The organism is Peteryoungia aggregata LMG 23059 (assembly GCF_030814435.1).
In the GTDB taxonomy this organism is placed as follows: domain Bacteria; phylum Pseudomonadota; class Alphaproteobacteria; order Rhizobiales; family Rhizobiaceae; genus Allorhizobium; species Allorhizobium aggregatum.
In genome coordinates, this window is the sequence record NZ_JAUSUW010000023.1 from 17266 (window position 1) to 30044 (window position 12779).

The following is a 12779-nucleotide window of genomic DNA, read 5'->3' on the forward strand; positions in this document are numbered from 1 at the left end:
TCCTTCAGAGCCGTTCCGTTCCGCCCTGCTGTCTATTGCTTCTCCACACCCAGCACTTCCGCGCAGCGCGACAGGCTGAAACCGTCGCCATCGGTATCATTGCTGGCCCGGATCGTGGCGATCACGCCTGCCTTGTCGGTGTTGATCTGCAATTCGCAGAAGAGCTGCTGGTATTGCGGCGGGCTGATCATCTCCGGCTCCCAGAAGGGGTCGCGGGTGACGACACGCGTCTGGGTGACCACCGTCTTGCCCGCGCTGTCGGTGCGGGTTTCCGTGCGGACCGTTGTGCGGGCGGGTTCGGGGCTCGAATAGGTCGGCGGGATGTAGCGCGTCTTGTCGCCGCCGCGCCAGGTGTAGATCGTGCCCGATGACAGCGGGTATTCGTTGATCGGCGGGCCATAGGCGGCAAAGAAGCGCTCCACGGGCTGGCCGATCCAGCGGGACTGCAGGGCGCGGTTGGCGTCCTCCGTCGTGGTGCAGGCGGAAAGGACCGCGAGCGGGAGAATGAGAGCAGCAAGCAGGGATGTCTTCAGGCGCATGGCGTTTGGTTCCAGATCCGGGCGCGCGTCTTGACCGGGCGCCCCATTGCATGGCTGGACCGTAGCCTTTCGCCCTCGGTCTGCGCAAGCGAGCCCTTCGCCGCGACTGGCCGGCTTTCCACAGAGGTTGCATCCGTCGGCCCCCGGGGTCGATAACCGGACCTTGAAGGTCAATGCGCCGGGAGCATGCGGAAAAACCACAGGCCATCCAAGCTCCCGAGTCTTGCGAGGCGGCTGCTCTCGCCAGCGCCGTTTCGCCTTGCCCCGGCGTGCCGGCTGCCCATATTGGGGAAACGGATCCAAATGCATGTCCGGCGCGATGCCGAACAGGGAGTGTCTTCTTGATTTCCTTCGACAACAGCTATGCCCGCCTGCCGCAGACCTTCCACCGGCGGGCGAAACCCGCCGCCGCCCGTGCGCCAGAACTCATCCGCTTCAACCATTCGCTGGCCGAAGAGCTCGGGCTCGATAAGGGCGGCGCAGACGAGGTGCAGTTCGCCCAGCTGTTTTCCGGGCAGGTGATCCCAGTCGGCGCCGAGCCGCTGGCGCAGGCCTATGCCGGTCACCAGTTCGGCCATTTCAATCCGCAGCTTGGTGACGGACGCGCGCTTCTGCTGGGAGAAGTCATCGACCGGCACGGAAACCGTCGCGACATCCAGCTGAAGGGGGCGGGACGGACCGCCTTTTCGCGCAATGGCGACGGGCTTGCCGCGCTCGGACCGGTCCTGCGCGAATACCTCGTCTCGGAGGCCTTTGCCGCCCTCAACGTTCCCGCAACGCGGGCGCTGGCGGCTGTCTCGACCGGTGAACAGGTCGTCCGGGAGACCATGCTGCCTGGCGCCGTCTTCACCCGCGTCGCGGCCAGCCACATCCGCGTCGGCACTTTCCAGTTCTTCGCGGCGCAAGGCGACGAGGACGCGGTGAAGACGCTCGCCGACCACGTGATCGACCGGCACTATCCGGACGTGCGGGCGGCGGACAATCCCTATCTCGCCATGCTCACCCTGATCGCCGAGCGGCAGGCAAGGCTCATTGCCCGCTGGCTGTCGATCGGCTTCATCCACGGCGTGATGAACACCGACAACATGGCCATATCAGGCGAAACCATCGATTTCGGCCCTTGTGCCTTTCTTGACGAATATGATCCGCGCAAGGTCTTTTCCTCGATCGACCAGCGCGGACGCTATGCCTATGCGAACCAGCCCGGCATCGGCCAGTGGAACATTGCGCGGCTCGCGGAATGCCTGCTGCCGCTCCTTGATGCGGATGAGGAAAAGGCAGTCGAGGCGGCAAATGGCGTCCTCAAGGGGTTCGGCGATACCTTCCAGGCCGAGTGGATTGATCTGTTCAAGGCCAAGCTCGGCATGACGGGTGAGGGGGCGGACGACCGTCTCCTGGTCACCGATTTCCTCGAGTTGATGCATCAGGGCGAGGCCGATTTCACGCTGACCTTCCGCACTCTCTCCAAGGTCGCTGGTGGGGCCGCGATGGAGACGCTTACCGATCTCTTCACGACTCCGCTCGGATTGTCCGACTGGCTTGTGCGCTGGCGTGCCCGGATCGAGGACGCACGCACCGAGGCCCAGCGGCAGGCGGCGATGGAGGCGGTCAATCCAGCACTCATCCCCCGCAACCACCGGATCGAGGAGGCGATCGCGGCTGCGATCTACAACGACTTCTCCTTCTTTCACAGGCTGGTCGAGGCTTTGGCCAATCCCTATGCCGAAGATCCCGAAACCGCTGACCTGAGGGTGCCTCCAACCCCTGACGAGCGTGTCACGCGGACCTTCTGCGGGACGTGACCGCGCCTGCGACCGCAAGGGCGTGCTTATAAACAGCTGGCGGTCTCGACCGCAGTCGGGCCCGTTTCCGGCTACCTTGCTGTTTCAACAGAGCTTTGTTGCGTGCGCTGCAGCATCGTCTTGCCGTGCGGGTTCGCAGTTCTGCCATCTTTGCCCGGAATTCAACCCATGCGTTTGTATGGGTTTTCCCAATTGCGCCCTATTTGTTTTTGCGAACGACAAATCGTAGGGACCCTCACATTGCGTAGCACAAAAAAAGTCTGCTATGTTGGCTTTACAAACATAAATGACTGAAAGTCGCATCGGGTATTTTATACCGATGTAGAACTTCTCTAATTTTGGAATTTTCTAACCTGCATAAATCGTATCAACCATCGGGCTGTGTGCCCCTTGGTGCCGAATACATGTGTCTTGTTTCGGGACTGGAGTTTAAAAACGCCATGAATTCTATATTCCACCACAGCAACCAAGTAAGAGAGCTTTCGTTGCCGCAGTCTGGTATGTGGTTGAAGGAAAAGATATCGGGTTCCGGCTGGAGTTTCATGCTGGGCGAAGCGATCGAAATCCACGGAAATCTCAATCCACAGAGTTTTTTGGCGTCCTTGATTCAATTGACCTGCGAGCTTCCGATGCTGCGATCCCGCATCCGCGAGCTTGATGGCCAGCCCTACCAGGTTTCACTCGATCGTTACGAAAAGCAATTTCAGGTTGTTGACTTCGAAGGGGAAACGGACCCTGCTGCGGCAGCCGAGGCCTGGATGGCGGCGGAAATCGGCAAGCCTGTCGATCTCGCAGAGGACGACCTGTGGCAGAGCGCTTTGCTTCGGCTGCATGCCGGACGCTGGATCTGGTACCATGCCGCGCATCACATCCTGCTCGATGGATTTTCGGGCGGGCTTCTGGCTCATCGGGTGGCGGAACTCTACGGCGCGCTGGAGAATGGCCGCGTGGCGGCCCCTTGCGATTTCGGCTCACCGGATGACCTGAAGAGCTACGAGCAATCCTATCGGCGGTCGGTGCATTTCGAGCGGGACCGCAATTATTGGCAGGAGCAGCTGCGGGGGGTGCCGGACCCTGTGACCCTGACGCGTCGCAAGATGGAGCCGGTCGGCGGGCTCTTGCGCCACAGTGTGGAGATCGAACGCTGCCGGATCAGCGCCATCGAGGCCTTGGGCCGTCAGGCGGGTGGCAGCCTGCCACAGACCCTGATTGCGCTGGTGGCCAGTTATTACGCCAAGGCGACGGATGTCGAGGATCTGGTCATTCTGACCATGGTGACGGCGCGGATCAGCGCCGACATGCGACGCATTCCGGGCATGGTTGCCAATGCCGTGCCGCTTCGGTTCCGTATCGGGCCGGAGACCACGTTTTCGGATCTGATCCGGCAGGTGACGCAGCAGATGTCCCGGGCGCTGCGCTACCAGCGCTATCGTTACGAGGACATGCGCCGCGATCTCAGCCTGTCGCATCGCGACCAACAGATCGCCTGGCTGGGCGTCAACATCGAGCCCTTCAACTACCAGCTGGATTTCAACGGCCTGCCGGCCTCGGCCCGCAATCTGTCGAATGGCACGATGACCGATCTGACCATCTTCGCCTATGATCGGGGTGACGGCGGCTCCGTGCGCTTCGATTTCGACGCCAATCCGGCTCTCTACGATCTTGCGGAATTGGTCGATCATCAGCAGCGCTTCATCGGTCTGTTCGACAGTCTGTTGCGCGAACCCGATGTCCCCCTGGCGCAGCGCTCGCTGCTCTTGCCGGATGAACGGCACAAGGTGCTGTTCGACTGGAACGCCACCGGTCGCCCGGTGGAACTCGTCAGCCTGCCGGTCCTGTTTGCCCGACAGGTGGCCCGCAGCCCGGAGGCAACAGCTGTCGTCTTCGGCGAGACGGCGCTCAGCTACGGCGAACTCGACCGCCAGTCCGACCTTTGGGCCGGGCATTTGCGCCGGCTCGGCATTGCGCCCGGCGATCTTGTCGCGGTCGCCTTGCCGCGGTCCGAGGCGATGGTGGTCATTCTGCTGGCCATCCTGAAGAGCGGGGCGGCCTATCTGCCGCTTGATCCGTCCGATCGCAGCGACCGGCTCGCGGCGATCCTGTCCGAGGCAAAGCCCGCCATTGTTGTCACCACCACGACGCTGGAAAGCGAAGTCGATTTCGGGGCCGTGCCGCGCGTCTACCAGGACCAGCTGCCGGATGTGCATCCCGATCTGCCCGATGTGGTGCTGCCTCTGCCGCCCGGTCCGCAGGATACGGCCTATGTGATCTTCACCTCCGGTTCCACCGGGCGTCCGAAGGGCGTCGAGATCGCCCATCGGGGCTTGAGCAATTTCCTGCTGGCCATGCAGGAAACAGTGGGCCTGAAGGCGTCCGACCGGCTGCTGGCGGTGACCACGATCGCCTTCGACATTGCCGTGCTTGAGCTTTTCCTTCCCCTAACTGTTGGCGCTGTCACTATCATTGCCACGCGCGACACGGTGCGCGATCCGCAGGCGCTGCGGCAGATGATCCAGCGTGAGCGGATCACCGTGTTCCAGTCGACGCCCTCGCTGTGGCGTGCCTTGCTGCGGGACGGTGTTTCCGGGCTCGAGGGTCTGCGTCCCCTGGTCGGTGGCGAAGCGCTGGCGCCGGAGCTGGCGCAGATGATGGCGAAGCTCGGGTCCCCCATCCTCAATCTCTACGGCCCGACCGAGACCACGGTCTGGTCAACGGTGATGCCGCTTGCCGGCAACGAGCTTGCCGCGCCGGTGATCGGTCGGCCGATCTGGAATACGGAAGTCTATGTGATCGACCGGCATGGCCAGCCCGTGCCGCCCGGCTTTGTCGGCGAGCTGCTGATCGGCGGGATGGGCGTTGCCAAGGGCTATCTCAACCGACCGGATCTCACCGAGGAGCGTTTCATCCCCGATGCCTTTACCGGGCGCGAGGGCAGGCTTTACCGCACCGGCGATCTGGTGCGCTGGAGGGCGGATGGTGTGCTCGACTATCTCGGGCGCAATGACTTCCAGATCAAGATCCGCGGCTTCCGCATCGAGCCGGGAGAGATCGAAGCGGCGCTGGTCGCCATGGATGGCATTCAGCAGGCGGTCGTCGTGCTGCGCGACGACCAGGGCATGGAAAAGCGGCTGGTGGCCTATGTTGTGCCCGAGGGGGAGGCTGAGCTTCCCGAAGGTGCCGAGCTTGCGAAACGGCTGGCGGGCGTATTGCCGAGCCACATGGTTCCCGCGCTCTATGTGTCGCTGCCGATCCTGCCGCTGAACGGCAATGGCAAGATCGACCGCAAGGCGCTGCCGCCGCCGCAAAACATTGCGCAGCAGGACGCCGTTCAGCCGCGCAACGAGACGGAACGGGCGATTGCGGCTCTCTGGTGCGAGGTGCTTGGTCTCGACAGCGTCGGGGTGCATGACGACTTCTTTGCGCTCGGCGGGGATTCGCTTGCTGCTGCCGGCATGATCTCGGCGCTCCGCAGCCGGCTGAACGGCGAGGTGCCGCTCGGTGCTGTGTTCGATACGCCGACAATTGCAGCGCTTGCGGAGCGGCTGGAAGTGGTGGACGAACCGCATTCGCTGATGCAGCCGATGCTGCCGATCAAGGCGCATGGCGACCGGGCGCCGCTGTTCTGCATTCATCCGCTGCTCGGCCTCGGCTGGGGCTTTTTCGGCCTTGCCCAGCATGTCGGCGAAGACGTGCCGATCTATGCGCTGCAGGCCGATGCGCTGAGCGACGCGCAGGCCGCACCGCGATCCCTGGAGGGCATGGCGGCGCGGTATCTTGAGCGCATCCGCAGCCGGCAGCCGCATGGTCCCTATCATCTGCTTGGCTGGTCGCTGGGCGGGCTTGTGGCGCATGAAATCGCCAGGCTGCTGCGCGAAGACGGGGAGCATGTCGCCTTTCTCGGGATGCTGGATTCCTACATCTTCCAGTCGGATGCCAGCCATATGGACGAGAGCATGCTGGTGGAGGCGGGCATGGCCTTTCTCGGCGGGCCACCCGAGGCTGTCGACGGCATCGAAACGCTGAAGGCGCTCGGCGACTATGCCGTCGATCGCTTCTACCAGCAGAATTCCGGCTATCTCTCCTATACCGGGCTTGACGATCCCAAGCTCGTAGACAGGGCCCGGCAGACGATTCTGGACAATTTCAACCTCGCGGCGCGCTTCGTGCCGGGAGATGTCGATGTCGACCTGCATTTCTTCCGGGCCGGCCGCGTGATGGCCGCCGGCGCCACCCGCTCGGTGATCCAGTATGCGCCGGAAGCCTGGCTGCCGCATATCGGCGGTCGGATCTACCTGCGCACGCTCGATTGCGGGCATGACAATATGCTCGACCCACAACCGGCGGCGGAAGTGGGTGCGGTGATCCAGGCGGAACTGCTGCGCGAGATCCTCGTCTTGCGGCGGGATGAATGGGACAAGGCGCGCGTGGCAGGTTAGCGCAATCATAGAAGCCACCTCGCTCCTCCCGATGCCCCACAGAGGTGGCAAAGAGCAAAAGGCGCCCCATTGCGAGGCGCCTTTTGTTCGTTCTGATGACCGAAGCCGGTTGTTCGGCAAACAATGCAATCCCGCCGTGAATTTGTCCCATTGCCAGCGCTGCATGCCAGGCCTTCAATCCGGTCTGTTCCTCTCCCGATTCGCCCCTGCATCTTCCGCTTGCGGAGACTGCGTTTTTCCAGAGTCCTTTTCATGCTGCGCTTTTTCGAGACGATCATCGTTCCCACTGCCCGGGAGACGCCGGGCAATCCGCCGGAAGGGCTCTTGAGCTTCTACTGGTTCTTCGTGCGCCAGGCGAAGGGACTGTTCATTGCGCTGATCTTCGCCAGCTTGCTTGTCGCGATTGCCGATGCCGCCATTCCGGTCTTCATGGGCAAGCTGGTCAAGGTGCTCACCACAACGCCGCCGGACCGAGTGTTTTCCGAAGGTGCGGGGCTGATCTTCGGCCTGATCCTGCTGGTGCTGGTCATCCGCCCGCTGGTCACGCTTTTGCAGGGGCTGGTGCTCAACCAGGCGATTGCACCCGGTGTTACCAATATGGTGCGCTGGCAGAGCCACTGGCATGTCATCCGGCAGAACATTTCCTTCTTCCAGAATGATTTTGCCGGGCGCATCGGTTCGCGCGTGCTGGAGATTGGCCATACGCTTCGAAGCTCCGTCGTCTCGATCATTTCTGTGGTCTGGTATCTCGCGGCCCTCGGCATCATCACGGCGGCCTTTCTTGCCGCTGCCAGCTGGTGGCTGGTGCTGCCGGTCGTTCTGTGGACGCTTGCCTATATCGGCTTTCTCGTCGCCATCGTGCCGCAGATCCGCCGTGGCTCGAAGGCGATCGCCCATGCGCGCTCCGATTTCGTCGGCCGCATCGTCGACAGCTATACCAATATCATGACGGTGAAGCTCTTTGCCCGACCGGAAGAAGAGGATGCCTTCGTCCGCGATTCCGTCGATCTGCACACGGAGCGCATGATCACCCAGCATCGCTGGCTGTCGCTGTTTTCGCTTGGGCTTACGCTTCTGTCCGGCCTGCTGATTGCCAGCACCACCTGGGTCGCGATCCAGCTCTGGGTCAACGGTGCCGTTGGCATCGACATCGTCGCCATGGTGCTGCCGATGACGCTGCAGATCTCCGGCACCTCGGCGCGCGTCGCCCAGGAAATCACCCAGATCTCCGATCAGGTCGGCACCGTGCACGAGGCAATGGAAACGATCGCCAAGCCGATCGGGCTGACGGACCCGGTGTCAGCCAAGCCACTTGAGATCAGCAAGGGCGCCATCCACTTCGACGACATCTCCTTCCACTATGGCCGCAAGGGCGGGATCATCGAGAACCTGACGCTCGACATCAAACCCGGCGAGCGCATCGGGCTTGTCGGTCGCTCGGGCGCCGGTAAGTCGACGCTGGTCAATCTTTTGCTGCGCTTCTACGACATCGAATCAGGCCGCATCACCATCGACGGCCAGGATGTTGCCGAGGCGACCCAGGCGAGCATCCGCCAGCATATCTCTGTTGTCACGCAGGACACTTCGCTCCTGCATCGCTCGATCCACGACAACATCGCCTATGGCCGCCGCTCGGCCACACGCGCCGAGGTGATCGAGGCAGCACGCCAGGCGCATGCGGTGGAGTTCATCGAGCAGCTCTCCGACTGGAACGGTCGTTCCGGCTTCGACGCGCATGTCGGCGAGCGCGGCGTCAAACTCTCCGGCGGTCAGCGCCAGCGCATAGCAATCGCCCGCGTCATCCTCAAGAACGCCCCGATCCTGATCCTCGATGAGGCGACCTCGGCGCTCGATTCCGAAGTGGAACAGGCGATCCAGACCAGTCTCGAAAGCCTGATGCAGGACCGCACTGTGATCGCCATTGCCCACCGCCTCTCGACGATCGCCGCCATGGATCGGCTGGTCATTCTCGATCATGGCCGGATCGTTGAGCAGGGGACGCATGGCGAGTTGCTGGCGTTGGGCGGGCATTATGCTGGTCTCTGGGCGCGGCAGTCCGGTGGGTTTCTGGAAGCGGAGGGGTGAGTGCCCAAGGTACCCCCCTCTGTCACTGCGTGACATCTCCCCCACAAGGGGGGAGAGCGGAGCGTCGCGTATGCCGCCTCCCTTTCATGAGCACCAATGGGGAGCGAAGGTCCAGCGGACTAGCCAGTCTCCCCCCTTGTGGGGGAGATGTCCGGCAGGACAGAGGGGGGTATCCCCGTTCCCGAACGCGCAACGCTTGCTCAGCATCAAAAAAAAGGCGCCCCTCGCGAGGCGCCTTTTGTCTGTCCGCTGATACGGCCGATCAGATCGACGGCTGCAGCGTCATCGAGGTGCCGGTGGCGGCGATGTTGAGGCCGAGCTGGCCGGAGACGCTGACCGGCTGCAGGTGGATCGCGCCCGACGTGCCGCCAAACAGCACATTGGCGCCAACGCCGGCGCCAAGGGTCGCTTCTGCGGTCGCACCGCCATAGAGGCCGCCGAGCGAGCCCTTGTGGTAGCCGGCGGTGGGCGCAAAGACGGCCCAGATCACGCGACCCTTGGTGGTGAAACCGAGGTCGACGCCGAATTTCTTGATCGAACCTGTGTAGGTGTCGAGCGCCTCGCCATCGACAACCGAGGCGAAGGTGCACTCGGCCGTCTTGGCCGAACCCAGGACATAACCGACGCCTCCGCCGATCTGGCAATCGAGGTAACCGATGCGCACGCCACCGACGCGGTCGCTTTCGACAACGGCAGGAACAGGCGCGGCGGCAGTCATGTCGGCGGCGGCGGTGATGCCGGCCGAGGTGAGGACGGGCAGGGCGGCGAGGCTCAGGATGAGCATTTTCTTCATGGCAATTCTCCTTCCATGTTCGGCTGCCGGGCGGGGATGGCCGTTTTCGGCTTCTCGGGCAGCGTGGAACAACGCCTAGCGGCAAAGATTGATCCAACTGAGGCTGAAGATGGGCGGTAACGTGGCGATCCATCGCCTCCTGGTGTCCGCTCGCCGGAACCGCCAGCGGTGATCGCATCACCCGTTTTCGGGGGCTGTGCCCATGATCAGCCCGCCTGCGACACTGGCCCGATCCCTCCCGCCGCGATCAGACGGATTTTCGCACTGCAAACGGGTCGTGGTGATCTTGCAGAATGTCGCAGACAGGCTGCAAATGTCGGCCAGCGCCTCTTAAGATCGACACCACATCATTCACTCCCAGACATCAGGGTATCGTAAAGACCATGGCAGAGTTTCCGTCCAAGGCAAAAGTCGTCATCATCGGGCTCGGCGGCATCGTCGGCGCCTCCATCGCGCATCACCTGATCGAGCGCGGCTGGGACGACATCGTCGGCATCGACAAGTCAGGCATTCCGACCGATATCGGCTCGACGGCGCATGCGTCTGACTTCTGTTACACCACGTCCCATGACTATCTCTCGGTCTGGACCACGCAATATTCGATCGATTTCTTCGAGAAGATGGGCCACTACGCCCGCATCGGTGGCCTCGAAGTCGCCCGCACCGGCGACGACATCTGGATGGAAGAGATCAAGCGCAAGCTGTCCTCCGCCAAGGCGTTTGGCACCCGCGCGCATTACGTCTCGCCCGCTGAAATCAAGAAACTCTTCCCGCTGATCGAGGAAGACCAGGTCATGGGCGGGATGTTCGATCCGGATGCCGGCCTCGTCATTCCGCGCTCGCAGACCGTCGCCGGCAAGCTCGTCGATGCGGCGGAGAAGTCCGGCAAGCTTCAGATGTTCGGCAATACGCCGGCCCAGTCGCTGATCGTCGAGGGTGGCCGTATCAAGGGCGTCGTCACCCATCGCGGCACGATCATGGCCGATCACGTCGTGGTCTGCGCCGGTCTCTGGGGCCGCCTGATTGCCGAAATGGTTGGCGAGGACCTGCCGGTCATGCCGGTCGACCATCCGCTGACCTTCTTCGGTCCCTACAACGAGTTCGAAGGCACCGGCAAGGACATCGGCTATCCGCTGCTGCGCGACCAGGGCAACTCCGCCTATATGCGCGACACCGGCGACCCGAAGACCTCCGAGGGCGGCCAGATCGAATGGGGCTATTACGAGCAGACCAATCCGCGCATGTGCCATCCGCGTGAACTCTTGGAAAAGCACGAGGCGCGGCTTTCGCCCTCGCAGCGCGACCTTGAGATGGAGCAGATCCTCGAGCCGCTCGAACGCGCCATGGAGCTGACGCCGATCCTCGGCGAACTCGGCTATAATGAGAGCCATAGCTTCAACGGCCTGCTGCAGGTGTCGGCTGCCGGCGGCCCGTCCTGCGGCGAAAGCCAGAAGGTGCGCGGCCTCTGGTATTGCGTCGCCATCTGGGTCAAGGACGGTCCGGGCTACGGCAAGCTGATCGCCGACTGGATGACCGATGGCCGCACCGAGATCGACCACAACTCGATCGATTACGCCCGTTTCTACCCGCACCAGCTGACCGAAGACTTCATCGCCGGCCGCTGCTACGAGGCCGCCCAGAAGATCTACTTCCCCGCCGTTCATACCCGCGAACCCTATGCCTCTGGCCGCAACGCCAAGCGCTCGCCGATGTACGAGCGCGAAGTCGAACTCGGCGGCTACTTCATGGAACTCGGCGGCTGGGAGCGTGCGCATGGCTATGCCGCCAATGAGCACCTGCTCGAAAAATACGGCGATCGCGTTCCGGTTCGTGAAAACGAATGGGATAACAGGCACTTCTGGCGCGTCTCAAACGCCGAACATCTGGCGATGAGCGAGGATTGCGGCATCGTCAATCTCAGCCACTTCCACATGGTCGACATCGAAGGCCCAGATCATGTCGAACTCTTGGAATGGCTCTGCGCCGCCAAGATCGGCGGTGACGCGAATATCGGCAAGGGCATCTACACCCACTTCCTCGACGACGAGGGCATGGTGCGCGCCGACTTCACCGTCTTCCGCCTCGCCGACCGCTGCCGCCTGGTCAACGGCGCCGATGCCGGCCCGCGCGACTTCCACTACATGAAGCGCGTCGCCCAGGATCGCGGCCTTGATGTCACCATCACCGACACGTCGGAAAAATACATCACCATCGGCATCTGGGGCCCGAACGCCCGCGACACGCTGAAAAAGGCCGTCGCCGATCCGGCTGGTCTCGACCCGGAAAACTTCCCCTTCGCCGCGATCAAGCAGATCGAAATATCAGGCAAGTCCGTGACCGCCTTCCGCATCTCCTATGTCGGCGAGCAGGGCTGGGAACTGCACATGAAATACGAAGACGGCCTCGCCGTCTGGGATGCGCTCCGCGCCACCGGCGTCATGGCCTTCGGTGTCGAGACCTATGCCAATTCCCGCCGCATGGAAAAGAGCCTGCGCCTCCAGAACGCCGATCTTCTGACCCAGTACAACCTGATCGAAGCCGATCTGGCGCGTCCCAAGGTCAAGGAAGCCGATTTCCGCGGCAAGGCCAAGCACCTCGAATACAAGGCTCGGGTTAAGCAGCCGGCCATGCTCTGCACGCTCGTGATGACCGACAATGTCGACAGCAAGGGCGTCGCCCGCTACCCCGTCGGCTCCATGCCGGTCGTCGACCCCGCCACCGGCGAAGTCCTGATCGACAGCCTCGGACGGCGCTCCTACACGACCTCGGTGGCCTATGGCCCGACGATCGGGAAGAACATCGCGCTCGCCTATCTGCCGGCGGAGTATTGCGAGGTGGGGCGGAAGCTGAATGTGGAATATTTTGCTGAGACGTTCCCGGTGGAGGTTGCGGCGGTGGGGTATAAGCCGCTCTATGATCCGGAGAATTTGAAGCCGCGCAGCTGAGGGCAGGGCGGGTCATTCGTCATGCTCGGGCTTGTCCCGAGCATCTGCAACCGATTGATTTTATTCACGTCGTGGGTCCTCGGCACAAGTGTAAAGCCCGGAGACATTCCTGACAGATGTTCATAGACATGCCTGACAGTCATTGTCTTTTGAGGAGGTCGATAAGCGCGACCTGATTG

6 protein-coding genes are annotated in these 12779 nt (G+C 62.6%); 4 read left to right on the top strand and 2 right to left on the bottom strand.

Annotation, left to right across the window (positions count from 1 at the left end):
• Positions 1 to 32: 32 nt before the first annotated feature.
• Positions 33 to 539, bottom strand: a complete 507-nt coding sequence (locus J2045_RS22705; protein WP_307377612.1) for a hypothetical protein — start codon at positions 537 to 539, stop codon at positions 33 to 35.
• A 344-nt stretch (positions 540 to 883) separates the two neighbouring features.
• On the opposite strand from J2045_RS22705, the gene J2045_RS22710 reads away from it, so the two are divergent.
• From J2045_RS22710 to J2045_RS22720, 3 genes are all read left to right on the top strand, one after another.
• Positions 884 to 2341 (top strand): protein adenylyltransferase SelO, encoded by a 1458-nt coding sequence (locus J2045_RS22710; protein WP_307377624.1) that lies wholly within the window; start codon positions 884 to 886, stop codon positions 2339 to 2341.
• 440 nt (positions 2342 to 2781) lie between these two features.
• On the top strand, positions 2782 to 6777 hold the full coding sequence (locus J2045_RS22715; RefSeq protein ID WP_307377615.1) for a non-ribosomal peptide synthetase: 3996 nt from the start codon (positions 2782 to 2784) through the stop codon (positions 6775 to 6777).
• Between the two features lie 252 nt (positions 6778 to 7029).
• On the top strand, positions 7030 to 8862 hold the full coding sequence (locus tag J2045_RS22720; RefSeq protein WP_307377618.1) for an ABC transporter ATP-binding protein: 1833 nt from the start codon (positions 7030 to 7032) through the stop codon (positions 8860 to 8862).
• Between the two features lie 262 nt (positions 8863 to 9124).
• Here J2045_RS22720 and J2045_RS22725 read toward each other — a convergent pair whose 3' ends face one another.
• Positions 9125 to 9655 carry a DUF992 domain-containing protein gene (locus tag J2045_RS22725; protein ID WP_166602263.1) on the bottom strand — a complete coding sequence of 177 codons (531 nt, stop codon included), beginning with the start codon at positions 9653 to 9655 and terminating at the stop codon, positions 9125 to 9127.
• Between the two features lie 383 nt (positions 9656 to 10038).
• Here J2045_RS22725 and J2045_RS22730 point away from each other — a divergent pair, with 383 nt between their 5' ends.
• Positions 10039 to 12600: a GcvT family protein gene (locus J2045_RS22730; protein ID WP_307377621.1), complete on the top strand. Its 2562-nt coding sequence runs from the start codon at positions 10039 to 10041 to the stop codon at positions 12598 to 12600.
• Positions 12601 to 12779: the final 179 nt, after the last annotated feature.

What these genes read in the sequence shown, in the direction of transcription:
- J2045_RS22705 (WP_307377612.1), bottom strand. Translation starts at nt 539, where the DNA reads ATGCGCCTGAAGACATCCCTGCTTGCTGCTCTCATTCTCCCGCTCGCG.
- J2045_RS22715 (WP_307377615.1), top strand. Translation starts at nt 2,782, where the DNA reads ATGAATTCTATATTCCACCACAGCAACCAAGTAAGAGAGCTTTCGTTG.
- J2045_RS22720 (WP_307377618.1), top strand. Translation starts at nt 7,030, where the DNA reads ATGCTGCGCTTTTTCGAGACGATCATCGTTCCCACTGCCCGGGAGACG.
- J2045_RS22725 (WP_166602263.1), bottom strand. Translation starts at nt 9,655, where the DNA reads ATGAAGAAAATGCTCATCCTGAGCCTCGCCGCCCTGCCCGTCCTCACC.
- J2045_RS22730 (WP_307377621.1), top strand. Translation starts at nt 10,039, where the DNA reads ATGGCAGAGTTTCCGTCCAAGGCAAAAGTCGTCATCATCGGGCTCGGC.